Genomic DNA, 23,244 nt, shown 5'->3' on the forward strand with positions numbered 1-23,244 from the left:
GCTGCATAGCGTTGCCGGCATGACTGACCGTTACCGCATCGAAGCCGCCGACGCGCCTGAGCGCCGCGGCATGCTCCGCCCCGTCCTGTGGCTGGTGCTGGTCCTCAGCGCCGCCACCAACGCCGCCATGTCCGGCATCGGCGCCAACCCGTTCGTGGGCGCTGTCTTCGGGCTGGTCACCCTCGCCTGCGCGACCGCCCTCGTCGTTCACCACTACCGCCACCGCGCCCGGTGACCTGCCGGCCCTCACGCTCGGCGGGCGCTGGCCCTCAGCAGGCGGTCGCGGTGACCGTGCCGGCGGCGTCGAGCGTGATGCCGTTGGCGGCGGGCGGCTCCTCGTTCAGGTAGCCGGCCGTCACCAGGTCGCCGACCGCCGCCGGCTTCGCGTTCTCGTCGGCGACGTACGCCTGATAGGCGATCTCGACGGCCCGCTTGTCGGCCTCGCAGGCGGTCGACCTGCTGTTGCCGGTGAGGTCGCCGACCGAGGTGACGGCGATCGCGCCGAGCGCGGCGACCACGACGGCCGCAACGAGCATCTCGTTGACCGTGGAGCCGGTGTCCCGCTGCTGCCGGGGCGCCGTGATGCGACGAAGCACGAGGTATTTCTCCATCAAGGGGGGACGGGGACGGGCGGCTGCGGGGACGCGGCGATCCGCCACAGCCGCCCGTCGGCTCCGGTGCGAAACGGTAGCGGTTCGGTTGCAGCCGTCCTGTCCACCGGTCGGGCACGTGTACCCACCCACCGCCCGACACGCGGCCGTCCGGCGCCCGGTCGCTCAGCGCACGGTCGCTCAGCGCACGGTGGCGGGGGCCGGGCCGGTGGAGGCGCGGACGATCAGCCGGGCCGGCAGGGACGTGCGGGTGCCGCCGGGGCGGTCGCGGTCGTTGAGCAGGTCGGCGAGCAGGTCGATGCCGGCCCGGCCGCACTGGTCCTTCGGCTGGCTGACGGTGGTCAGGGCGGGCGTGACCAGGGCCGAGGCCGGGATGTCGTCGAAGCCGATGATGCTCACGTCACCGGGCGCGGTCACCCCCCGGGCGCCGAAGCGGCTGGCGAGACCGAGGCCGATCATGTCGTTGTAGGCGATGACCGCGGTGACGCCGGCGGCCAGGACCAGGTCGGCGACGGCGACGCCGCCCTCGAAGTCGGGTGAGACGTTGCCGGCCTCGACCCCCTCGAGGCCGAGGCCGGCCGCCACAGCACGGAAGGCGCGCAGTCGCTCGCGGTTGACCCATGAGGTGCGGGGGCCGGCGACGTAGGCGACCCGCCGGTGGCCGAGGGCGGCGAGGTGGGCGAGCGCCTGGCGGATGCCGTCGGCGTTGTCGAAGATGATGGACGGCAGCTGGCCCACCCGGCGGTTGAGCAGCACCACCGGCAGGTCGCCGCAGACGGAGCGCAGCTCGTCGTCGCCGGCGCGGGGTGCGCACAGCACGAAGCCGTCGACCTGCTTGGTCAGCGTCCGGATGAGGTCCAGCTCGGTGGCGGGTTCCTCGTCGGAGTCGGCCAGCAGCACGGCGAGCCCGAACTCCCGGGACCGGCGCTGGGCGGCCTTGACGATGCCGGCGAACAGCGGGTTGGCGATGTCTGGCACCAGGAACCCGATGGTGCCGGTGCGCCCGGTGCTCAGCCCCCGGGCGATCCGGTTCGGCTCGTAGCCGAGCTGCGCGACGGCCCGCTCGACCCGCTCCCGGGTGGCGGGCCGCACCTGGTCCGGGGCGGCGAGCGCGCGGGACACCGACGACTGGGAGACCCCGGCGAGCCGGGCGACGTCCTTGATCGTCGCCGCCATCCGCAGCTCCTCACCTCGTTCTGGAAGCGGTTCCAGATCTTGTCAGTTCGTCGACGGTAGCACGAAGGCCATCGATGCGAAACCGGTCTATTGCAAGGTATTGACAAAACTCGCTGCGGCGGACCACTGTGGGAACCGTTTCCGGCGCGCTCCAACCGCCAACCCGCCCGGAGACCCAATTCGCCGCGCGCGCCGCTGCGCACACCTCACCGCCACAAGCGCAACGGATTCGCCCGCACCTGTCGAGGAGAGTCGATGCGATGAAGAGAAGGAACGTGCTCGGCATGGCCGCCGGGCTGTCGATCGGCGCCGTCGCCGCCGGACCGGGCCGGGCCGTCGCGGCCGTCGGGGAGCAGCTGGGCAACTACGCGTCCCACCTGACCGACGCCCGCAGCGTCACCGTCACCAGCACCACGGGCCAGCGGTTGCGGATCACCGCGTACGGCAACCAGATCGTCCGGGTCCGCGCGATCCGCAGCGGGGAGACGTTCTTCGCCGACTCCCGCTACGAGATGGTGGTGCCCGCCAACCACGCCGGCATGGGCGGCACCCTCACGGTCACGAATGACAGCACCAGCCTGACGATCGTCACCGGCGCGGCCGACGGCATCCGGATCGTGCTGCAGAAGAACCCGCTGCGGCTGGAGTTCTACCACCGCGGCACCGGGGCGCTGCTGGCGAAGGAGGACGCGACCCGCAGCATCACCTGGGGCGGCACCAACAACAGCGTCATCACCGAGGCCTTCGTCCCGCCGCCCGCCGACGAGCACTTCGTCAAGGCGGGGCACGGGCTCTACGGACGCTCCCCCCGAGTCGACCGCACCGGCGACGTCGTGTCGCACAACTACGGCACCGTCCGCTCCGACCAGGCGCCCGCGATCGTGCCGCTGTACCTGTCCACCAAGGGTTACGGCGTCTTCTTCAACACGACCTTCGACACCACGTTCGCCTTCGCCAACGGCGCCGCCAGGGACTACGCGTTCTCCGCGGACGACCACAACACCGCCGGCGTGCGGCCGCAGATGGACTACTTCCTCATCAACGGCCCGGAGTTCGCGAAGCTGCTGGACCGCTACACCCAGCTGACCGGGCGGCCGCGCCTGCCGCAGATCGCCATCTTCGGGCTGCACATGTCGGACAAGGGCTTCCCCGACGTCAGCGACCAGAACTGGTGGCGCACGAAGATCACCCAGCACCGCGACGCCGGCTACCCGTTCGACCACCACGTCAACGACAACCGCTGGCGCAACGGCACCGGCGCGTGGGGCGGCTCCTGGTTCGAGTTCAGCCCCACGCGGTGGCCGGACCCGGCCGGATACCAGGCGTGGGCCGCGGAGAACGGCGTCACGATGACGCTGGACTACAACCGCAACAACTCCAACCTCATGGCCGGCTGGGTCGGCGGGCCGCCGCCCGGCTACAGCTTCAAGGCCAGCGACCTCACCGGGGTGGCCGACAGCGGCTCGGTGCCCGACTGGACCAACCCCGCGACCCGCGCCTGGGTGTGGAACGTCTTCTGGACCAAGGCCCTGAACCCGGCGCTGCACTTCCCCGGCGACGGGCTGTGGCTCGACGAGACCGACGAGCTGGGCCCGATCCCGTTCAACGCCGACTCCGCGGGCGGCAAGAAGTGGTCGGAGCTGCGCAACGCGTACTTCTTCTACCTGCACAAGGGCGTCGGCGAGGAGGGCTGGGACCCGCAGGCGGCCGGCCACATCGGCACCGCCAAGCGGCCGTGGACGTGGAGCCGCGGCGCGTCGGCCGGGCAGCAGCGCTACGGCCACTACTGGACCGGCGACATCGGCTCCACCTACGACGAGATGCGCCAGCAGATCCGGGGCATGCTGGCCGGCGGGATCGGCGGCTTCCCCTTCTCCAACATCGACGGCGGCGGCTTCCACGGCCAGACCGGCGGCCTGATCCCCGAGCCGTTCTACCGCAACTGGACGGCCGCCTGGTCGAGCCTGTCGCCGATCTGGCGGCCGCACAGCGGGGCCAGCACCACGTCGCAGGGCGCGATCGCCTCCCGCTGGCCGCTCGACCAGAGCGCCGTCATCCAGGCGGACTTCCGCAAGTACGGCGAGCTGCGGTACACGCTGCTGCCGTACATCTACAGCATCGCCCACGAGGCGAGCACCACCGGGATGCCGATGGCCCGGGCGATGGTCATCGACTACCAGAACCGGCCGAACGCCTACTCGCACGACCTGCAGTACATGTGGGGGCCGTCGCTGCTCGTCGCGCCCGTCACGTCCGACGGCGGCGCGACCCAGAACGTCTGGCTGCCCGCCGGCGCCACCTGGTACAACTTCTGGGCCGACATCAAGCACGTCGGGACCGACGCGTCCGACCTGCCCTACGTCACCCACACCGGCGAGATCATCCTCTTCGTGAAGGCCGGCGCGATCCTGCCGAAGTACCAGTACGCGCAGAGCACCGCCTACCTGAACAAGCGGCAGCTGGAGATGGAGGTGTACGCCGGCGCGGACGGCACCTTCAACCTGGTGGAGGACGACGGCGTCACCGAGGCGCACCGCGTCTCCGGCGCCAGGGCCGTCACCACCCTGACCTACACCGACGCCGCGACGAGAACCGTGATCCGGCACCCGCAGGGCACCTACGACGGCGCACCCACCGCACGCCGGTACACCGTGCGCGTCCACGGCCTGACCGCCCCGGTCGGCATGCGGGTCAACGGCGGCGCGACCCTGCCGGCCTACAGCACCGAGGCGACGGCGATCACCAGCGGCGGCGGCACGGTGTGGGACGCCACCCGCAAGGTCCTGTCGATCGTCACCGCGGCGATCCCGGTCGTCGCCGGCGGCGGCGTGGCCGCCACGGTCGAGCCGAGCGGCGCGGCCTTCCCGGCGGTCACGGGCGGCACCTCCTACCCGGCGGAACGGGCCCTGCTCAGCGGCGCCGTCATCGACACCCGCCACGCGGACTACACCGGGACGGGCTTCGTCGACTTCGCCGACACCTCGGCCAGCGGCGCCTACGTCCAGTGGACCGTCAACGTGCCCGCCGCGGGCACCAGGACGCTGACGTTCCGCTACGCCAACGGCGGCACCGCCAACCGGCCCCTCGCGATCTCGGTCAACGGCACCGGCGTCAACGGCGCCCTGGCGTTCAACCCGACCGGCTCCTGGGACGCCTGGAGCACCACCTCGTTCACCGCGTCCCTGCCCGCCGGCAGCCAGGTCACCGTCCGGGCGACCACGACCGGCGCCAACGGGGCGAACATCGACAGCCTCACCATCACCTGAGCCACGGCGACCGGCTTCCGGCGGACCCGTCGCGGCCCGCCGGGAGCCGGGCTCAACCGTGGACGGCCACCGGGCGGGGCGCGGCGGGGTCCAGCGCCGTCGGCAGGCTCGGCCACTCGGCGGCGGAGCGGTGCAGCAACGCCTCGACGTCGCCGGCGGGCAGCGGGCGGGCGAAGTGGAAGCCCTGTGCGGTGCGGTACCCGAGCAGGGTGAGCTCGGTCGCCTGGGCCGGATCCTCGATGCCCTCGGCGACGGTGTCCATGTGCAGGATCTGGCTGAGCCGGATGACGGCCTCCGCGACCGCGGCGCGCTCCGGGTCGCCGCTGAGGTCGGCGACGAAGCAGCGGTCGAGTTTGAGGATGTCGACGGGCAGGCGGGTGAGGTACCGCAGCGACGAGTAGCCGGTGCCGAAGTCGTCGAGCGCCACCCTGACGCCGCGGGCCCGCAGCCGCTCCAGCTGCGGCACGGCGGACCGGTCGTCGACGAGCGCGCTCTCGGTCATCTCCACGACCAGGGCCCGCGGGTCGAACCCCTCCCGCTCCAGGACCTCGAGGATCTCGTCGGCGAGGGCCGGCCGCTCCAGCTGGATCGGTGACAGGTTGACGCTCAGGTGCAGCGAACGCCCCGGCGGCAGCTCCGCCTGCCACGCACCGACCTGCCGGCACGCCTCCCGCAGCACCCATCCGCCGATGCCGTGGATGAGCCCGGTCTGCTCCGCGAGCGGGATGAACGTGTCCGGTCCGAGCAGGCCACGCGTCGGATGCTGCCACCGTACGAGCGCCTCGACGGCCACCAGATCGCCTGACTCGAGCGCGACGATCGGCTGGTAGAGCAGCCGCAACTGCCCCGCGTCGGCCGCCCGCGCGAGGTCGTCGGCGAGCGCCGGCACCGCCTGCTCGGCGTCCATGGCGTCGGCGGTGTACTCCGCCCAGCTGGGCGTGCCCCGGCGCTTGGCGGCGTACATGGCGAGGTCGGCGCGGTGCAGCAGCTCGTTGGGATCGACGCTGCCGGCGTCGGGCCCGCCGCGCTGGGCGACCGCGACGCCGATGCTGGCGCGCAGCTCCAGGCGGTGCCCGGACAGGTTCACCGGGGCCTGGCAGGCGGCCAGGATCCGCTCCGCGACCTGGGTCGCCTCCTCGGCGCAGCCCGGCAGCACGACCGCGAACTCGTCGCCGCCGAGGCGGGCCGGCACGTCGGCGTCGCGGACGGTGCGCCGCAGCACGTCGGCGAACGCCACCAGCATCTGGTCGCCGACCTCGTGGCCGTAGCCGTCGTTGACCTGCTTGAAGCCGTTGAGGTCGATGAGCAGCACCGCGACCGGCGCACCCGTGCGGCGGTGCCGGTCCACGGCGGCGGTCAGCGCACCCCGCAGCTGGATGCGGTTGGCGAGGCCGGTCAGGCTGTCGGTGACGACGAGCGTGTAGTTCTCCCGCGACGCGAGCACCTGCCGGGCCGCGACGCCGACCGTCATGACCAGCGCGCCGAGGACCAGTCCGAGCCACGGGAACAGGCCGGCCTTCGCGGCCGCGACGACGAGCAGGGCGAAGCCGCCGGCGAGGGCGGCGTACGGCAGCCAGGCGTTGCGGCGCAGCCTGCGCCCCGCCGCGGCGCCGCCGGCGGTCTCCTGGCGCACGGTGGAGGCGAGCAGGATCAGGAACATCGGCAGGTGCAGCGCCGTCGGCACGACCGCGTCGTGCAGCGCGCCGTCGTGCACCATCGTGTACAGGAAGACCGTGTCGACGACGAGGTAGCCGGCGGTCCCTGCCAGCATCAGCACCAGCGGCCCGCGGGACGGGACGGCGGAGCCGCGCAGCAGGACGGTGCCGACCCCCACGAGCAGCACGACGTCGCCGACGGCGAACAGCACCGCCCCGAGCCGCAGCGGGTCGAGCAGGCCGCCCGCCTGCAACACCGGGCCGAGCACCAGGTACCACATGAGCATCGCGCCGGCGCCGAGCACGGTCGCGACGTCCATGCCGAGCTTCCACCGCGCCCGCCGGTCCATCGGCTCCGCGGCGAAGCTGAGCAGCCCCAGCAGCAGCACCGGCACCGCCAGGGTCCGCAGCGCCACGGCGGCGACCGTCGCGACGCCCCAGCTCCGGTCGTGGGTGTTGAACGCGACCGAGAACCCGACGCCGGCGATGATGAGCAGCGCGAGCGCGGGGCTGGTGAACCGGTACGGGCGCTTGGCGGCCGCCGACAACCGCCGGCTGAACGCGACACGCAGGTGCAGGCCGAGCGCGACGGTCTCCAGTGCGCAGATCGAGATCCCGGCCGCCTGCGTGTTGTACAGGTCGGTGAACCGGAACACCACCAGCCCGGCGAAGAGCAGGCACACCACTCTCGTCACGTTCGACACACCCATCGCACCGCCCCGGTTCGCACACGTCCGGTCCCCTATCGGAGGAGGCCGCGGCGATCTGAGCGCTTCCCGGCTCTTGTCGCGACCCGATCTATTCCTTCGCTGCACGGCCGAGTCGGACGGCGGAGATGAGGAAGAAGACGGCGCCGGGGATGGCGTAGCCGATCGCGTTGGTCAGCGCCGGGTCGTCCGCGGCGGCGCCGGCGATGAACGACCCGCCGGCGAGCACCGAGATGCCACCGCTGATGATCATCGGCCACTGGCCGCCCATGCCGCGGCGGGTGATTCCCACGGCCAGCTGCACCAGTCCGGCCACGACTGCCCACGCACCCCAGACGCGCAGGACCGCCGGGATGCCGTCCGCGCCGGCGAAGACCAGGCCGGCGGCGGCGAGCAGGCTGACGGCGACGTTCACGTACAGCAGCGCGGGCGATCCGGTGCCGCGGGAGCCCCGGGCGTCGACGACGGCGGCGGCCACGTCGAACAGCGGATAGAGCACCAGCAGCGTCCTGGCGAGCGGGCCGAGGTGCTCGGCGGTCGTGAACATCACGAGGGCCCAGGCGATGGCGAACGCGAAGCGGACGAAGTACAGCCTCCGCAGGGCGGACGCCGTCGCCTCGATGCCGGACGTGGTGAGAGTGGTCATGGCGCTTCCTTCGCTGAGAGAACGAACGTTCTGTCTCGGCCCAGCGTGCAGGCTTCGCGGAGGCCTGTCAAGACCGAACGTTCTATCTCTAAGATGGACCCCATGGCACTGGGCGGAGTTTCCGAGGCACGGCAGCGGCTCCTGGTCACCGCCGCCGGGATCTTCTACCGGGAAGGCATCCACTCGGTCGGCGTCGACCGGATCATCGGCGAGGCGAAGGTGACCCGGGCCACGTTCTACCGGCACTTCCCCGGCAAGGAGGATCTCGTCCTCGCCTACCTGCAGGCGGCCGACCAGCAGATCCGGGGCCAGGTGGACGCGGCCCTGACCGCCGGCCTCACGGCCCCCGACGCGCTCCGCGCCGTCGCGGCGTCGATCGCCGAGGGCATCCGGTCGGACGGCTTCCGCGGCTGCGCCTTCCTGAACGCCGTGGCCGAGTACCCGGACCCCGGCCACCCCGTGCACCAGGCCGTTCTGGCGCACCGGCAATGGTTCCTCGACACGGTCACCGCCCTGATGGGCAGCGATCCTCGCGCGCAGCGGTTCGTCATGCTCCGCGACGGCGCCATGGCGGCCGGCTGCCTGTCCGACCGCGACCAGGTCTGCGAGACCTTCCTCAGCGGCGTCGACGACCTCATCCGGTCCGGCGCCGGTGGTTCATGAGCGCAGCGCCCGCCCCGGGTACGCGTCCGGCAGCAGCTCGCCGTCGCGGATGACGGGCTCGCCGTTGACCAGCAGGTGCCGGACGCCGTGCGACGGTGCCGTCGAGGCGAGCACCGTCGCCTGATCCGTGACCCGGTCCGGGTCCAGCACGACGACGTCGGCGTCCGCGCCGATGCCGAGGTGCCCCTTGCGCCGGGCGGCGGGCGCGTGCGCGTGCGCGTCGAGCAGCCGGGCCGGCAGGTAGGAGCAGCGCCGGAACGCCTCCGGCCAGTCCCAGATCCCGGTCTCCCGCACGAACCGCCGCAGCGCCTTCGCAAACGTGCCGGCCGTGCGCGGGTGGGTCGCGCCTTCCGGCAGCGGCCACTGCCGCGTGTCGCGGGTGCCGTCGTTGAACGTCACCGGCAGCGCGTCGCTGGCCACGATCGTGCCCGGGTCGGCGAACGTGCCCTCCAGCAGCGCACGGTCCGACGGATCCGTCTCGTCGAGGATCTCGATGAGGCACAGCGCGCCGGGCGTGGCCGCCCTGACCTCCCGCAAACGTGCCGCGTCGGCGATCCGCTCGCCGGACGGCAGCAGCACCAGGTTGTGCGGCTTGAGCCCCCACACGTGCAGCCGTTCGGGAGCGAGGAACGCGGCACCGATGCCCGTGCACGCGGTGCCGTACGGGTACGCCTCGTACGTCACCCGCGAACCCGCCGCGACCGCCGCGTGGATCGTGCCGAGCGCCCGCTCCACATGCCGGCCCGAGGTGCTGTTGACGTGGCAGTAGTGCATCGCGACGCCGGTCTCGGCCGCGGCCGCGGTCACCTCGTCCGCGCCGTCGACGACCACATCCGGGTCGGCCTCGATCAGGTTCCGCACGTGCGCGAACACCGGCACCCCGTTGCCGCCGGCGAGCCGGGCGACGTGCAGGAACTCGCTGGGCTCGGCACGTGGCGTGTACCCGATCGGCACCCCGATGCCCAGCGCACCGTCGGCGAGCTCACCCGACAGCAGGTCCAGCCACCGGTCACGCTGTACCGGCGACGACGACGCCTGCCAGTGCTCGTTGCCCATCAGCGCCAGCACGCCGGCCAGATCCGGCACCGGCTCGACCCCGGCGAGCACCAGCCCGCGGGCCGCCGCCCACGACGCGGAGTACCCGTAGTTCAGCGGCCGCCCCTCCTTGGCGGCCCGCTGGAGCGCGACGGCCACCGGCATCAGCCCGATCTCGAGGTCCAGCGCCGTGGTCACGCCGTCGAACGCCTGCAGCCGCTGCCCGGCGATCGTGTTGACGTGGCTGTGCACGTCGACGAACCCCGGCCCGACGACCAGCCCGGTCGCGTCCACGACGACGGCACCCTCGCTCACGCTGGCAGGATCGGCGATCGAGCCGTCGCGCACGAGCAGGTCACGGACCTCGTCCGTCCCCGCCCCCGGGTCGATGACACGCCCACCACGAATCACGATCTCGGTCATGCGCCCACCCTAGGACCGCCGACGCCATCGAGGTTGGTGACCGGCGACAGTTCCGCTCCCCCGCGTTCGTACCGCCGCACCGACCTTCACGACATCCACCCATCCCGGCCACCCGTTCCACCGCCCACGGCCGCGCGTCCATCGCCGCGCCCACCTGTCACCGCCGCTACACCTGGGGCTCGAGGACCAGGTCGCGCTGGAACCAGGTGCCTGACTTGCCCCCGAGGTGGGCCGGGTCGGCAGGGCCGGCAGGCCGGTCGGTGAACTGGTCGAAGAAGTCGTCGCCGCGGTCAGAAACCGAGGCAGCGAAATACGCTCGGTTCGCCAATTCGAAGGCCAGGACCGCCGGGGCATGACCGGCATCCAACCGTTTCAGCTCGGGCATTGTCCGACCTTACCGGCCGCTTGATTCCGCAATCATGGAGGCCGTCCCCGATGCCATTGCCGGATCGGACGGAGACCCGCCGGAGGATTTCCTCCGGCGGGTCCGGGCCGTTCGTTCACGTGACGACGGCCGGTGTCAGCACCAGCCCTTGACGGCCGGGGCGCTCTGGATGGAGCCGGAGACGGCGTACACCGTCGTGCGGCAGTCCGAGCCCCCGGTCACGGTCGTGGCGGTCACCTCGGCGGTGCCTGCCTGCGCCGGCACGGTGAACTGCCGGTCGACGTAGTAGGCGCGGTACATCTGGCCCCAGCGGGGGTCGTTGTACTGCTCCCAGTACTGGCGGGTGATGACGACCCGGAAGGAGGTCTCCTCGACCGAGTTGTCCTTGAAGCCGAACACCGTGGTGCCGTCATCCGCCCTGGAGATGGTTCGCACGTCGGTCGGGGCGGCGAGGGTGGCGGTGTACGTCCTGCAGCCCAGCTGCGGGTTGCCGGGGTTCGCGGCGCCGGCGGGCACGACGCTGATCGCCCACGCGCACACCTGGTGGGTGCCGAGACCCGCCGGGACGTTGGCGTCGAAGCCGCGGTAGGAGCCGTAGGCCGGGTACGCGGCGGCAACGTCCGGGCGGTACGTGTTGGCGCTGAGGGTCTGCTTCCACGCGCCGTCGATGTAGATGTCGACGATGAGCGGCGCGCTGCCGCTGTCCCGGTCGATGCCCCAGCCGGTGACCCGCACGGCATTGCCGACGTACGTGACCGTGTCGAGCGTGCCGTGCACGGGGATGTCCCGCACCACCGGTTCGCCGTCGCCGCCGCCGTCACCGCACGCCGGCGGTGGCACCGGAACGTTGCAATTCGGCGCGGCGCTGGCCGGGCTGGACGGTAAGACGATCGCGCTGAACAAACCGGCCAGCGCCACCGCGCCGACCTGAAGAAGTCGTCGTTTCACTGCTCTTTCTCCTCTGTACGAGGTCATCTCGGTGATGACGAGAGGAATGTAGAAATAGGACGTCGCCGCCGATTCAATTCGCCGCGGACCGTGGCACGAACTGGGGAGTGGCCCGAGTGTCCAGGACAATGTTCAGGACATAATTCGGGACACCTGTCCCTGTCCGTCCGGGACACCCTGATGATTCAATGCGGCGGTAGTTGCATCGCAATTCTTCTGCAATTCCGTCCGGGAATCAGCACGGAATGGTCGGTGGTCCGGCCCCGCGACGCCCGGGCGGTGAAGCCCCCGATGGCAGGCACCCCCTCCGATGAAAGTTTCGCCGGGTTTCCAGCGGATTCGCCCGTCCACCTTGCCGAAAAGGTTTTCGGGGCGCACCGTGGCGGAGTCCATTGATGAAAGGGGATGTGATGCGGCTTCAACGGTACCGGGGCCTCGTGCTCGTCGCCGCCACGGTCGGCCTCGTCGCGGGCGGCGCGGTCGTCGCCGGTACGTCGGCCGGTGCGGCGGTCGCGGGCTGCCGGGTGACGTACACGATCAGCTCGCAGTGGCAGGGCGGGTTCGGGGCCGACGTGGCGGTCAGCAACCTCGGCGACCCGATCAACGGCTGGACGCTGACGTGGAGCTTCTCCCCCGGCCAGAGCGTCACCCAGGCCTGGAACGCGACCGTCACGCAGACCGGCACCAGCGTCTCGGCGGTGAACGCCGGCTACAACGGCGCGCTCGGCACCGGCGGGAGCACGTCGTTCGGCTTCAACGGCGCCTGGAGCGGCTCGAACCCGGTGCCCGCCACGTTCCGGCTCAACAACGTGCTGTGCACCGGCACCGCCGGCCCGACCACGAGCGCCTCACCGACCAGGTCGCCGTCGCCGAGCGCCTCCAGTACACCCGGAAACCCCGGCACACCGGGCACGAAGACGGTGCGGGTGTTCTGGCTCAAGCCGACCGACGTCGCGTTCGACCAGCGCTACCCGGACGGCATCGCGAACGTGATGCGCGAGGCGCAGCGCTATTACCGTCAGGAGCTCGGCAAGACGTTCGCCCTGAACGCCACGGTCGTCGAGACGGTCAACGGCGAGCACGACACCAACTGGTACATCAACACCAACTGCGACCCGAACGGCGACCGCTACTGGTGCGTCGTGTTCAACATGCAGGCCGAGCTGCGGCGCCGGTTCAGCCTCGCCAACCCCGACAACCGCTGGCTGATCGTCGGCGAGATCAGCGCCGAGGACGTCGGCAAGTCCGGCGGCGGCGCCGGCCCCGGCTGGGTCCTGCTCTCCGGCCACGACGCGGACGGCGGCGCCGGCCGCAACGGCCCGATGAACCGCTGGTACGGCGGGATGGTCCACGAGCTCGGCCACGGTTTCGGCCTGCCGGACTCGAGCTCCACGGACGGCACCCCGATGTCCGCGTCGTTCTACAACTACCCGAACACGCACTTCAGCCAGGCCCAGAAGAACGCCATCCTGGCCGGCCCGTACGGCAGCTTCCTGAGCTGACCACCGCCGCCGCGGATCCCCTGCCCGGCACGGGATCCGCGACGGCGCCCGGGCTGCCGATCGTGCGAGGTCGTGGGGTGCGGGGACTGGCACCCCGCCGAGGAGCTCAGTCCGGAATGTTCAGAAAATCCATGGCCCAACGCGTCCACTGTGCGTACGGGTTACACGGGTACACGTCGATCCCGGTGCCCCAATTGCCATTGGGGTCCACGGTGTCCAGGCACATGCCGGGATACTCGATGGCCTCCCACTGTTCCTGGTTCGCGGGGTGCCGCCAGCCCTGACCGGCCTGTCCGCAGGCCTCGGCCCACACGGCGTTGGCCGGGGAGCCCGGACTTGCGACCCCGTTGACGTTGTAGGTCAGGCACTTGTTCGTGGCCTTGTTGCGGAACCGCCGGTTGTTGTCGGGCTGCCCCGCGAAGCCCTCCTGACTGAACGCCTGGTACTGCACCTGCGGCTGCTCGGACGCCGCCCGGCACCGGTAGGTCTGGACATTGGCCCGCACGTTGCCGGCCGTCTCCGCCTGAATGTCGACGCACCAGGTGCGGACGTTCTCGGCCCAGCCCCTGAACTGGTAGTACACGACATTCGGCGAGGCGCCCGCAGGCGCCGCACCCAGGGCGATCGACAACGCCATGGCCACGGTCGCCACGACGCCGAAGCTGCTACGTCTGAACAAGCTCCACCATCCTCGAGTCGATGGAGCCAGACGCTATACGTGCACACTCTTCGATCGCTCTCCGCTCGCTGGCGGCTACCTGAGCGTGCAGGTGACGGCGGTCAGGGGTTGGTTCTGGCCGGTGACGACCATGCCCCAGCTGGTGGTGCCGGCGGGTGGGATGACGGCGTTGTAGGGCTGGTTCGTCGCGGTGACCCGGGTGCCGGACTGGGTCGTGACGGCGTTCCAGGAGCTGGCGATCCGTTGTGTACCGGGGAAGGTGAACGCCGTGGTCCAGCCGGTCGACGCGGTGCCGCCGGTGTTGCGGACGGTCACCTCGGCCTGGTAGCCGTCGTTCCACGAGCCGGTGACGGCGACGGTCGCGGTGCAACCACCGGCGGACCCTGAAGCAGACACAGAAGCAGACACAGAAGGTGACCGCGAGGCCGACGGGGAAACAGACCTGGACGGCGAGACCGAGACCGACGGTGAGACCGAGACGGAGGGCGAGACCGACGGTGACGCGCCCGTCGTGGTGTACGTCGCCTTGGTGTACGCCTGGCCGCACTGGGCCGAGCAGGCGTCCGGCAGCGCGAAGCTGTACTCGCGGCCGCCGAACAGCGGCGCGTCCGCCGCGTCCCTGGCCCGGATGCGGAACTGGGTGCCGCCGGAGGTGGTGCCGCCGATCACGAACGACTGGCCCATGTCGCCGTTGGGCTGGGCCGCCCGCCAGGCGCCGTCGGCGTAGTACTCGACGCCATGGATGCCGTTGGGCAGGCGGGAGACGGCGATCGCGGGCCACCAGCGCTGCGCGCCGCTGAGGAAGCCGATCTGGATGTCGCCGGAGTAGGCGGGCGCCGGGATGAAGTTCCAGGCGACGTGCCGGTTGTTCCAGTGGTTCGGGTACAGGTCGCCGAGGGTGGAGCCGTTCTTCGAGAAGCGGTTCAGCGACGCCTTGGACAGGTCCAGGTGGTACGGGTCGTCGCGGCACCAGGCGTTCGTGTCGGCGCAGCTGTCGGCGACCAGCATGTTCAGCACGCCGCCGTTGTAGGCGTCGGCGGTCCAGGATCCGTTGCGGCAGAACGGCTGGCCGAGGGCGCCGTCGTTGGTTCCGGTGCAGTAGTCGGCGATCTTCACCTGGACCCAGCGCCCGCAGTTGCGGCCGTTGTCCCACACGCCCATCTTGTCGGCCATGGCCGGCGGCACCGGCCGGGTGTTGTAACTGCCGTCGCCGGGGGTGTCGAAGACGTTCAGGGCGACGAAGTCCTGCGTCTCCAGCTCCGCCTGCGGCAGTCCGCAGCCACCGTACGGCGAGCCGAGCCCGTCGAAGTAGGTCGCGTTGCCGGTCACCGGCGCGGCCGGTGGCGGCACCGTCGCCTCGGCGGCGGGCAGTTGCAGGTACGCCACGAGCAGGGCGGCGCACGCGCCGGCGGCACCGAGGACGGCGAGCCTCTTCGTCATGGCGCACACGCTCGCGCCGCCCGCGGCCGGCCGTCAACGGTGGCAGGTCCGAACGCCGCGGTGACCTCGGCGCGCTGGCGAAACTTCCACACGCAACCTGGTGCTCTACCCGCACGCGGGCGGCTCACCCTGGGCGAGCGGCACCGTCCGCCCCTGAAGTCGGGTCATCGCGGCCAGCTCAATGTGATCAGCCGGCCGCGGCGCGGCGGGCGCGGAAGTCGCGGACCTTGCGCCGGTTGCCGCACTCCGACATCTGGCACCAGACGCCCTTGCGGTTGCGGGCGTGGTCGTAGAAGGCCCACCGGCAGTCCTCGGCTGGGCACAGTTTGAGCCGCTCCCAGGTGCCGTCGAGGGCGGCGACCGCCACGACCGCCAGCAGCCGGGCGGCGAGCGGGTCGGTGGCGTCCTCCCCCGCCGTGAGCAGCGCGGACTGGCCGCCGAGGCGCAGCCGGAGGGGCTGGGCGGCGGCGATCGCGTCCAGGGTGGCGGGGTCGCCGTCGATCGCGTCGCGCAGCGCCGTGCGCAGTGCGACGGCGTCGCGCAGGGCGGGCGGGGACACCTCGGGCAGGTGTTGCCGGCACCACGCGGCGAGGCCCGCGGCGTCGGCGAGATGGTCGGTGCCGTGCTCCAGGTCGAGCGTGTTGGCGAAGGACCGCACGATCTCCAGGGCTCCGGGTGCCTCCTGTGGTTTCATTGCGCCGCCTCCGGTAACCGGTAAACTGCTTTAAAGGTTACATCATCGAGGTGCGGACGGAGTGACGCCATGGCAGCGCAGACCTCATCGAGCCCTCCGGTCACGGTCGCGGTGGCACGCGGACCCGAGCCGGCCCGGCGCGGGCAGGGCCGGCTGGCGGGTTACGCGGCGGTGGTCGTGGCGGCGGCGCTGTGGGGGTTCGGCGGGACCGTCGCCAGCCGCCTCTTCGACGCCGGCGTCGACCCCCTGGAGCTCGTCGCGACCCGCACGTTCATCACCCTCGCCGGGCTGGCGCTGCTGGTCGGCGCCGGCCGCGCCACCCGCCGGCAGGACCGGCAGGACCGGCAGGCGGCGCCGGAGCGGGCCGGCTGGGCCGTGACCGTCGGGTTCGGCGTGTCGGTGGCGGTGGCCAACGGCTGCCTGTTCCTGGCGATCCAGCACCTGCCGGTCGCAGTGGCGATGGTGCTGCAGAACCTGGCCCCGGCCCTCGTGGTGGGCTGGCTGATCCTGCTCGGGCGGCGGCGGATGAGCCTGCCGCTCACCCTCGGCCTCGCCGCGGCGCTGCTCGGTGTGGCGCTGGTCGTGCGGCTGCCGGAGACGTCCTGGGGGCGGCTGGACCTGGTCGGCATCGGCTTCGGCCTGGCCACGGCGGCGGGTGTCGCGGCGTTCTCGGTGCTCGGCAGCGCGGCGACGCGCGCGCACGGCGCGCTGCGCGCCAACGTGTACGCGTTCGCCGTGTCCAGCGTGGTGTGGCTGGTGGTGCTGGCGCCGGGCGGCGCCCCCGGCATCACCCGGCACGGCGACCAGTGGCCGGGAATCGTGTTCGTCGGGGTGCTGGGCACGTTGGTGCCGTTCCTGCTGTACGCGTGGGGCACGGCACGCGTCGGCGCGCAGGCAGGCGCCGTGAACATCTCGCTGGAGCCGGTGTTCAGCGCGGCGCTCGCCTGGTGGTGGCTGAGCCAGCGGCTGACCGCGATGCAGATCGCCGGCGGCGTCGTGCTGGTCGGCGCCGTCATCGCCCTGCAACACCTGCGGGAGCACCCCGAATGGGAGCGACCGGATGACCCCCTGAAGAAGCAGCCGGACGACGACACCGGTCGCGGCAGATGACCGCGCCGTTACCGGTGTGTTGCCTTTGACGGAAAGCTCCCCCGGTCACCAGGAATCGACAGTCACGGTTGATGCGACTCCGGCTACTGATAGTTATGCTTCGATATCGTTGCGGTGATGCCACCGTCGACGCTCGGGAGCCTGAAGTTGGAGTCCGATGGAGCTGCGGGTGCTGGGGCCGATGGAGGTCGTCCACGAAGGCCGGCGATGGACCATCTCCAGCACCCGCAGCGGCACGGTGCTGGCCTGCCTGGCCGTCAACAGCGGCCTCGTCGTGCCGGTCACCGACCTCATCGAGGCGGTGTGGCCCGAGCCGCCACCCACGGCCCGGTCGCAGATCCAGATCTGCGTCTCCCAGCTGCGCCGGACGCTCGCCGAAGCCGGCCGCGCTTCTGCCGTGATCACCCGCACCGGCGGGTACCAGCTGCGGATGGCGCCCGAGGAGATCGACGCCCACCGGTTCGGCCAGTTCGTCGACGAGGGTCGCCGGCTGGCCCGGGAAGGGTTCACCGAGGAGGCGCTGGAGCAGCTGCGCGCCGCGGAGGCCATGTGGTTCGGCCCGGCGCTGCCCGGCATCCCGGGCGAGCCGGCCGAGGCGTGGCGGCGGCAGCTGGAGGAGGCCCGCGACACCGCGGTCGAGGAGCGGATCCGGCTGGAGCTGGCCACGGGCCGGCACGAGGAGCTGCTCAGCGAGCTGGAGCGGCTGGCGGTGGTGCACCCGCTGCGGGAGCGCATCCACGCGCATCTCATGCTCGCGCTGTACCGGTGTGACCGTCAGGCCGAGGCGCTGCAGGTGTACCGGCGGGCCCGCCAGCTGCTCGTGGAGCGGCTCGGCGCCGATCCCGGGCCGGAGCTGCAGCGGCTGGAGCGGGCGATCCTCACCCAGGACCCGGCGCTGGAACTGCCGCCGACCGCCGGTCCGGTCGCGGCGTTGCGGACATCCGCCGGGACACCCGGGCCGCCGCGGCAGCTGCCGATGGACGTGGCCGACTTCACCGGCCGCGAGAAGCTCGTCGAGGAGATCCAGGCGGCGCTGACGGCGCGCCGGGACGACCCGCAGCAGCCGGGCAGCTCACCGGTGGTGGCGATCAGCGGACCGGGCGGCGTCGGCAAGACCAGCGTCGCGGTACACGCCGCGCACGGCCTCGCCGACCAGTTCCCCGACGGGCAGCTGTACGCGAACCTCGGCGGGCGGCCCGGCTGGGAACGGGTGCCGGAGGTCCTGGCGCAGTTCCTGCGGGCGCTGGGCACCAGCGGCACGGCCATCCCGGAGAGCGTCAGCGAGCGCGTCGCCCAGTTCCGCAGCCTGCTCGCCGGGCGGCGGGTGCTGGTGCTGCTGGACAACGCCGCCGACGAGACGCAGGTGCTGCCGCTGCTGGTCAACGCGGCCGGCTCCGCGGCGATCGTCACGTCCCGGGTGCGGCTGACGGCACTGCCGGGCTCGCACCAGTTCGACGTGCAGGTGCTGTCCGGCCGGCAGAGCGCGTCGCTGCTCTACAGCATCGTCGGGCCGCGCGTCCTCGCCGAGCCCGACGAGGCCGACGAGCTCGCCGCGCTGTGCGGGCACCTCCCGCTGGCCTTGCGGATCGCCGGCGCCCGGCTGGCGTCCCGCCCGCACTGGCGGGTCGAGCGGCTGGTCAGCCGGCTGCGGGACGAGGCACAGCTGCTCGACGAGCTCGTGCACCGGGACCTGTGCGTGCGCGGCACGCTGCGGCTGAGCTACGACAGCCTGCCGCCGGAGACCCGCCGGCTGCTGCGCCGGCTCAGCGTGCTGCCCGGCGACGACTTCCCCGCCTGGATCGCGATGCCGCTGCTGGAGGCCGGGCACGACGTCGTCGAGGACTCGCTGGAGCGGCTGGTGGACGTCCGCCTGCTGGAGGCGCACGCCGACGAGACGACCGGCGCCGTGCGGTACCGCTTCCACGACCTCGTGCGCGCCTTCGCGCGGGAGCTGCTCGCCGCCGAGGAGCCCGACGGTGCCCGCGAGGAGCTCGTCCGGCGGGTCGTCGCGGGCTGGCTCACCGCCGCGGAGCTGGCGCACCGCCGCGAGTACGGCGGCGACTACACCATCGTGCACGGCACCGCGCCGCGCTGGCCGTTACCCGACCCGGTGACCGGGCCGATGCTGGCCCGCCCGATGGAGTGGCTCGAACTGGAGCGGCTCAACCTCGTCGCCGCGGTCCGCCTGGCCGGCGACGCGGGGCTCGCCGAGCACTGCTGGGACCTGGCGTTCACCCTGGTCACGCTGTTCGAGACGCGGGCGTACTACGACGAGTGGGCCGAGACCGCCGGCATCGCGCTGCACGCCGCCCGCCGGGCCGGCGACCGCCGCGGCGAGGCGGTCACGCTGCACTCCCTCGGCACCATGCACATGTTCCTGCGCAACCCGGACCGGGCCGAGCCGAAGCTGCGGCAGGCGCTGCGGCTGCTCGACAGCGTCGACGACCCGCACGCCGCCGCGCTGGTCCGGCGCAACCTCGCCTACCTGGACCGGCTGCGCGGCGACGCGACGGCGGCCCTGGACGGCTACCGGGCGGCGCTGACCGCCCTGCGGCGGGCCGGCGACCTGGTCGCGGAGGCCCACGTGCTGTCCAACCTGGCCCGGGTCCGGCTCAGCCAGGGCGCCGCCGACGAGGCCCGGGAGCTGGTCGAGGAGGCGCTGAGCATCTGCCGGTCGGTCGGGGTGCGGCGGGTCGAGGCGCAGGTGCTGCACCGCGTCGGCGAGGTGTACCTCGACACCGGCGATCTCGGTCGCGCCGCCCAGGCCTTCGAGCAGGTGCTGCACCTGGTCCGCAGCGCCGCCGACCGTACCGGTGAGGCCCACGCCCTGCACGGTCTCGGCACGGTGCACGCGAGGGCCGGACGGACCGCGCGGGCCCGGGCGACGCTGCAGCGGGCCGTGCAGGTGGCCCAGCGGGTCGCCGAGCCCGTCGTGGAGGGGCAGGCGTTGTACGAGCTGGCCCGGCTGCCCGACCGCGAGCCCGGCGAGGCGGCCGCGCAGCTGGCCGCGGCGCTGGAGATCTTCGACAACCTCGGGGCCCGCGGCTGGCACGCCCGGGCCGCCCAGGCACTGCGTGACCTGCACGAAGACGCCCCCTGATCCGGACCGGATCCAGGGGGCGCACTGCCCGTGCCGCCCGCTACCGCGGGTGACCGACGACGGCGACGGCCGGACTGCTCCAGCCCGTCTCCGCCCGGACCTGGCCGGGGCCGCGCACGACGGCGGCGGCCGGCAGGACGGCGACCAGCGCGGCGGCGGTCACGACGAACCGACGAATCATCGGGGCTCTCCTCACGTGGTGCGGACTGCGGTCGCACCGGTTCTACCCGGGCCGCTATCGTTTCGCTTTCGCCGCGCCTTCGCCGGCGTGCCGCCCCGCCGGATAGCCGCGGGATAACCGGCCGAATAGGGCGCGGGCACAACCTCCTTGCGAACGACGCGAACACGCGAATGACGCCGAACACGCGACAACGCGACAGACAGCCGACGCGAGGAGATGGCAGATGACGATCGTCGAACAGCCCGCCCGCCGCACGACGGCACAGCTCCCGCCCGCCGGGAGCATCGAAGGCCTGCAGCTGGTCGAGGTGCTCACCGGGGTGGCCCTCGACACCCTGCGGGAGGTGACCAGCGCCCGGCCGGGCCCGGTCACCGCGGGCGGGCCCGCCGCGGTACGCGAGGCCGCCGGGCGGCTGCTCGCCGGGCCGCTGCTGCCCGAGGAGCCGGGCGACCCGGTCGAGACGTTCCGGCGGTTCGTGCGCGACTTCGCGACCTGGTCCGTCGACATCAGCCACCCCGCCGCGGTGGCCCGCATGCAGTGCCCGCCGACCCCGGTCGCGGCCGCCGCCGAGCTCGTCCTCGGCGTGCTCAACCAGTCGCTGCACGCCTGGGAGGCCGGGCCGTGGGCGCTGGAGCTGGAGCGGTACGTCATCCGCAACCTCTGCGACGTCGTCGGCTACGGCCCGGCGGCCGGCGGCACGATCACCGCCGGCGGCAGCATCTCCAACCTCATGGCGATCCTGACCGCCCGGGACAGCGTGATGCGCCGCGAGTCCGGGGTGGTGCCGTTCTTCGACGGCCTCGGCGGGACGGGCCGGCGGCCGGTCGTGCTGGCCACCGACGCGACCCACTTCTCCATCGGCAAGGCGGTCGGGATCACCGGCATCGGCGAGCAGGCGATCGTGCGGGTCCCCAGCGACGCTCTGGGCCGACTCGACCCGTCGCAGCTGCAGCGCACGCTGGAGAACCTGCCCGACGACGCCGTGCCGGTCGCGGCGATCGCCTGCGTCGGCTCCACCGACCAGGGCTGGGTCGACGACCTGCCGGCCCTGGCCGACGTGTGCGGGCGGTGGGGCGTGTGGCTGCACGCCGACGCGGCGTACGGCGGCGGCGCCCTGTTCTCGCCGCGGCTGCGCGGGCGCCTGGCCGGCCTCGAGCGGGCCGACTCGGTGACGCTGGACCTGCACAAGTTCGGCTGGACCCCGGCGACCTCCGGCATCTTCCTGGTGTCCGACGCCGCGCACCTGGCGCCGCTGTCCGGGCAGACGACCACGACGCTGAACGCCGACGACGACAAGGCCGCGGGTTACATCGGCCTGTACGGGCAGTCGGTGCAGGCGACCCGCCGCGCGGAGGCGTTCAAGATCGCCGTGACGATGGGCGCGCTGGGCCGCGCGGGCATGGCCGAGATGGTCGACGGCTGCCACGACCTCGCCCGGTACGCGGCCGGCCAGGTCGCCGCGCACCCGCGGCTGGAGCTGGCCGCCGAGCCGTCGCTGAGCACCGTGCTGTTCCGGTACCTGCCGGCCGGCGCTGACGGTGACGACGCCCGGCTCGACGCGTTCAACGGTGCGCTGCGCCGGGAGCTGATGGACCGCGGGGTGGTGCTGCTGGCCCGCACCAGGGTCCGCCGCGCCGACGGCAGCCAGCCGGTCTTCCTGAAGATCATGGTGCTGAACCCGGCCACGACACCGCAGGAGATCGACGAGATCCTGGCCGGCATCGTGGCGGTCGCCGACGAGCGTTCCGGCCGCGAGGGGGCGTGAGCGATGACCGCCACCGTGCACCGGCCATCGCCGGACACCATCGCGGCCACGGCACCCGAACGGCGGTTCGCGACCACGGACTCCGCGGACAACAGCGTCCGTGACGGGATGCGGCGCCTGCCCGGCGTGCTGCAGCTGCCGCTGACGATGCTCACCGGCCGCCCGTACACGGGACAACGCCGGCTGCACCTCACGCCCACTGCCCATCTGATCGCGGCGCTGGCCTCCATGGCGGCCGGTCTGGCGCTGAGCGGGGCGGCGCTGGCCCTCGGCGGGTGGTGGCTGTGGCTGCTGCTGCCGGGCTGGGCGAGCACCCTGCACGGCGCCCGCAACCAGCGGATGATGATGTTCCACCAGTGCGCCCACCGCAACATGTGGGCCAGACGCGGGCCGGACCGGGTGCTGGGCAAGATGATCGCCGGGCTGCTGATGGTGCAGGAGTTCGAGCGGTACAGCACCGAGCACGTCGCCGACCACCACGCGCTGCACCACATGACGCTGCGGGACCCGACCGTGCAGGCGTTCCTGGTGAGCCTGGAGCTGCGCCCCGGCATGACCCGCCAGCAGATGTGGCGGCGGGTGCTGGGCAAGCTCGTCTCGCCGGTGTTCCACGCGCGGTTCCTGTGGGCGCGGGTGCGCTCCTACGCCCACGCCGCCAGCCCGCTCGAACGGGCGCTCACCCTCGCCTGGTACGCCGGGCTGGCCGTCGCGGCGACCCTGCTGGACGGCTGGGCGCTGCTGCTGCTCGGCTGGGTGCTGCCGATGACCCTGTTCTTCCAGGTCAGCAACACGCTGCGGTTGTGCGTCAAGCACACGTTCCCCGGCCGGGACGTCGAGTCCCGCCGCGGCAAGGAGTACTTCGCGAGCCTCACCAACGCCATCTGCATCGGCGAGCCGGTGCCCGCGGCCGGCCTGCGCGGCGGTGCCCGGCTGCGCGCCTGGACCCGCTGGTGGACGCGGATGCTGCTGGTGCACGTGCCCAGCCGGTACCTCGTGCTCACCGGCGACACGGTGTGCCACGACTTCCACCACCGGCGGCCGATGACCCGCGACTGGGCGAACTACATCTTCGCCCGCCAGGACGACGTGCTGACGGGCCACAAAGGGTGGCCGCCGTACCGCGAGATCTGGGGCATGGTGCCCGCGATCGACCTGGTCTTCGAGTCCCTGTCGCTGGCCGACCCGGACGAGTTCGACCGGGCGCGGCTGGCCGAGGCGAGCGACCGCGAGCTGTTCGCCGCCTTCGACGACTGACTGC

General features: G+C 72.5%; 19 protein-coding genes. 8 read left to right on the forward strand and 11 right to left on the reverse strand.

The window, feature by feature from the left end; genetic code table 11:
• Positions 1–19 precede the first annotated feature (19 nt).
• Positions 20–235 carry a hypothetical protein gene (locus tag ABZ321_RS44145; RefSeq protein ID WP_354901846.1) on the forward strand — a complete coding sequence of 72 codons (216 nt, stop codon included), beginning with the start codon at positions 20–22 and terminating at the stop codon, positions 233–235.
• Positions 236–269: 34 nt separating this feature from the next.
• Here ABZ321_RS44145 and ABZ321_RS44150 read toward each other — a convergent pair whose 3' ends face one another.
• The gene (locus ABZ321_RS44150) at positions 270–596 is read right to left on the reverse strand and encodes a hypothetical protein (RefSeq protein WP_354901848.1); all 327 of its coding nucleotides are present in this window, start codon (positions 594–596) and stop codon (positions 270–272) included.
• 195 nt (positions 597–791) lie between these two features.
• Entirely contained in the window at positions 792–1,787 is a 996-nt protein-coding gene (locus ABZ321_RS44155) for a LacI family DNA-binding transcriptional regulator (protein ID WP_354901850.1), read from the reverse strand.
• A 260-nt stretch (positions 1,788–2,047) separates the two neighbouring features.
• Between ABZ321_RS44155 and ABZ321_RS44160 the strand changes: the two genes are divergently transcribed.
• Positions 2,048–5,053, forward strand: coding sequence for a TIM-barrel domain-containing protein (locus ABZ321_RS44160; RefSeq protein ID WP_354901851.1), 3,006 nt, complete (start codon positions 2,048–2,050; stop codon positions 5,051–5,053).
• A gap of 52 nt (positions 5,054–5,105) precedes the next feature.
• On the opposite strand, the gene ABZ321_RS44165 is transcribed toward ABZ321_RS44160, so the two are convergent.
• Together ABZ321_RS44165 and ABZ321_RS44170 are read right to left on the reverse strand one after the other, a co-directional pair.
• A complete protein-coding gene (locus ABZ321_RS44165) occupies positions 5,106–7,403 on the reverse strand; it encodes a bifunctional diguanylate cyclase/phosphodiesterase (RefSeq protein ID WP_354901853.1) in 2,298 nt (765 codons plus the stop codon).
• Positions 7,404–7,506: 103 nt separating this feature from the next.
• Positions 7,507–8,061 carry a hypothetical protein gene (locus tag ABZ321_RS44170; protein ID WP_344507334.1) on the reverse strand — a complete coding sequence of 185 codons (555 nt, stop codon included), beginning with the start codon at positions 8,059–8,061 and terminating at the stop codon, positions 7,507–7,509.
• A gap of 102 nt (positions 8,062–8,163) precedes the next feature.
• On the opposite strand from ABZ321_RS44170, the gene ABZ321_RS44175 reads away from it, so the two are divergent.
• Positions 8,164–8,724 carry a TetR/AcrR family transcriptional regulator gene (locus ABZ321_RS44175; protein WP_354901855.1) on the forward strand — a complete coding sequence of 187 codons (561 nt, stop codon included), beginning with the start codon at positions 8,164–8,166 and terminating at the stop codon, positions 8,722–8,724.
• Here the strand turns inward: ABZ321_RS44175 and ABZ321_RS44180 are convergent.
• The 3 genes from ABZ321_RS44180 to ABZ321_RS44190 all read right to left on the reverse strand — a co-directional run bounded on the left by ABZ321_RS44180 (position 8,719) and on the right by ABZ321_RS44190 (position 11,515).
• Complete coding sequence (locus tag ABZ321_RS44180; RefSeq protein WP_354901857.1) at positions 8,719–10,182, reverse strand: amidohydrolase family protein; 1,464 nt, start codon at positions 10,180–10,182, stop codon at positions 8,719–8,721. The two genes, ABZ321_RS44175 and ABZ321_RS44180, sit on opposite strands and share 6 nt — an antisense overlap.
• A gap of 166 nt (positions 10,183–10,348) precedes the next feature.
• Entirely contained in the window at positions 10,349–10,567 is a 219-nt protein-coding gene (locus ABZ321_RS44185) for a hypothetical protein (RefSeq protein WP_344507328.1), read from the reverse strand.
• 135 nt (positions 10,568–10,702) lie between these two features.
• Positions 10,703–11,515, reverse strand: coding sequence for a hypothetical protein (locus ABZ321_RS44190; protein WP_354901859.1), 813 nt, complete (start codon positions 11,513–11,515; stop codon positions 10,703–10,705).
• Between the two features lie 410 nt (positions 11,516–11,925).
• On the opposite strand from ABZ321_RS44190, the gene ABZ321_RS44195 reads away from it, so the two are divergent.
• Positions 11,926–13,017: a cellulose-binding domain-containing protein gene (locus ABZ321_RS44195; RefSeq protein ID WP_354901861.1), complete on the forward strand. Its 1,092-nt coding sequence runs from the start codon at positions 11,926–11,928 to the stop codon at positions 13,015–13,017.
• Between the two features lie 106 nt (positions 13,018–13,123).
• Here the strand turns inward: ABZ321_RS44195 and ABZ321_RS44200 are convergent, their stop codons facing one another.
• The 3 genes from ABZ321_RS44200 to ABZ321_RS44210 form a co-directional block, all read right to left on the reverse strand.
• Positions 13,124–13,669 (reverse strand): hypothetical protein, encoded by a 546-nt coding sequence (locus ABZ321_RS44200; protein WP_354901862.1) that lies wholly within the window; start codon positions 13,667–13,669, stop codon positions 13,124–13,126.
• 102 nt (positions 13,670–13,771) lie between these two features.
• The gene (locus tag ABZ321_RS44205) at positions 13,772–15,136 is read right to left on the reverse strand and encodes a cellulose binding domain-containing protein (RefSeq protein WP_354901864.1); all 1,365 of its coding nucleotides are present in this window, start codon (positions 15,134–15,136) and stop codon (positions 13,772–13,774) included.
• 187 nt (positions 15,137–15,323) lie between these two features.
• A complete protein-coding gene (locus tag ABZ321_RS44210; RefSeq protein WP_354901866.1) occupies positions 15,324–15,830 on the reverse strand; it encodes a CGNR zinc finger domain-containing protein in 507 nt (168 codons plus the stop codon).
• 69 nt (positions 15,831–15,899) lie between these two features.
• On the opposite strand from ABZ321_RS44210, the gene ABZ321_RS44215 reads away from it, so the two are divergent.
• Together ABZ321_RS44215 and ABZ321_RS44220 are read left to right on the forward strand one after the other, a co-directional pair.
• Entirely contained in the window at positions 15,900–16,940 is a 1,041-nt protein-coding gene (locus ABZ321_RS44215) for a DMT family transporter (protein WP_354901868.1), read from the forward strand.
• Between the two features lie 157 nt (positions 16,941–17,097).
• A complete protein-coding gene (locus ABZ321_RS44220; protein ID WP_354901870.1) occupies positions 17,098–20,040 on the forward strand; it encodes a BTAD domain-containing putative transcriptional regulator in 2,943 nt (980 codons plus the stop codon).
• Positions 20,041–20,080: 40 nt separating this feature from the next.
• Here the strand turns inward: ABZ321_RS44220 and ABZ321_RS44225 are convergent, their stop codons facing one another.
• Positions 20,081–20,221, reverse strand: a complete 141-nt coding sequence (locus ABZ321_RS44225) for a hypothetical protein (protein WP_344507312.1) — start codon at positions 20,219–20,221, stop codon at positions 20,081–20,083.
• A 223-nt stretch (positions 20,222–20,444) separates the two neighbouring features.
• Between ABZ321_RS44225 and ABZ321_RS44230 the strand changes: the two genes are divergently transcribed.
• The gene (locus tag ABZ321_RS44230) at positions 20,445–21,986 is read left to right on the forward strand and encodes a pyridoxal-dependent decarboxylase (RefSeq protein WP_354901872.1); all 1,542 of its coding nucleotides are present in this window, start codon (positions 20,445–20,447) and stop codon (positions 21,984–21,986) included.
• Between the two features lie 3 nt (positions 21,987–21,989).
• The gene (locus ABZ321_RS44235; protein ID WP_354901874.1) at positions 21,990–23,240 is read left to right on the forward strand and encodes a fatty acid desaturase; all 1,251 of its coding nucleotides are present in this window, start codon (positions 21,990–21,992) and stop codon (positions 23,238–23,240) included.
• Positions 23,241–23,244: the final 4 nt, after the last annotated feature.

This window comes from Dactylosporangium sp. NPDC006015, from assembly GCF_040614215.1.
In the GTDB taxonomy this organism is placed as follows: domain Bacteria; phylum Actinomycetota; class Actinomycetes; order Mycobacteriales; family Micromonosporaceae; genus Dactylosporangium; species Dactylosporangium maewongense.

Excerpts from the sequence above, each read along its gene's own strand:
- ABZ321_RS44145 (WP_354901846.1), top strand. The coding sequence starts at position 20 with ATGACTGACCGTTACCGCATCGAAGCCGCCGACGCGCCTGAGCGCCGC.
- ABZ321_RS44155 (WP_354901850.1), bottom strand. The coding sequence starts at position 1,787 with ATGGCGGCGACGATCAAGGACGTCGCCCGGCTCGCCGGGGTCTCCCAG.
- ABZ321_RS44160 (WP_354901851.1), top strand. The coding sequence starts at position 2,048 with ATGAAGAGAAGGAACGTGCTCGGCATGGCCGCCGGGCTGTCGATCGGC.
- ABZ321_RS44170 (WP_344507334.1), bottom strand. The coding sequence starts at position 8,061 with ATGACCACTCTCACCACGTCCGGCATCGAGGCGACGGCGTCCGCCCTG.
- ABZ321_RS44175 (WP_354901855.1), top strand. The coding sequence starts at position 8,164 with ATGGCACTGGGCGGAGTTTCCGAGGCACGGCAGCGGCTCCTGGTCACC.
- ABZ321_RS44180 (WP_354901857.1), bottom strand. The coding sequence starts at position 10,182 with ATGACCGAGATCGTGATTCGTGGTGGGCGTGTCATCGACCCGGGGGCG.
- ABZ321_RS44185 (WP_344507328.1), bottom strand. The coding sequence starts at position 10,567 with ATGCCCGAGCTGAAACGGTTGGATGCCGGTCATGCCCCGGCGGTCCTG.
- ABZ321_RS44195 (WP_354901861.1), top strand. The coding sequence starts at position 11,926 with ATGCGGCTTCAACGGTACCGGGGCCTCGTGCTCGTCGCCGCCACGGTC.
- ABZ321_RS44205 (WP_354901864.1), bottom strand. The coding sequence starts at position 15,136 with ATGACGAAGAGGCTCGCCGTCCTCGGTGCCGCCGGCGCGTGCGCCGCC.
- ABZ321_RS44210 (WP_354901866.1), bottom strand. The coding sequence starts at position 15,830 with ATGAAACCACAGGAGGCACCCGGAGCCCTGGAGATCGTGCGGTCCTTC.
- ABZ321_RS44215 (WP_354901868.1), top strand. The coding sequence starts at position 15,900 with ATGGCAGCGCAGACCTCATCGAGCCCTCCGGTCACGGTCGCGGTGGCA.
- ABZ321_RS44220 (WP_354901870.1), top strand. The coding sequence starts at position 17,098 with ATGGAGCTGCGGGTGCTGGGGCCGATGGAGGTCGTCCACGAAGGCCGG.
- ABZ321_RS44225 (WP_344507312.1), bottom strand. The coding sequence starts at position 20,221 with ATGATTCGTCGGTTCGTCGTGACCGCCGCCGCGCTGGTCGCCGTCCTG.
- ABZ321_RS44230 (WP_354901872.1), top strand. The coding sequence starts at position 20,445 with ATGACGATCGTCGAACAGCCCGCCCGCCGCACGACGGCACAGCTCCCG.
- ABZ321_RS44235 (WP_354901874.1), top strand. The coding sequence starts at position 21,990 with ATGACCGCCACCGTGCACCGGCCATCGCCGGACACCATCGCGGCCACG.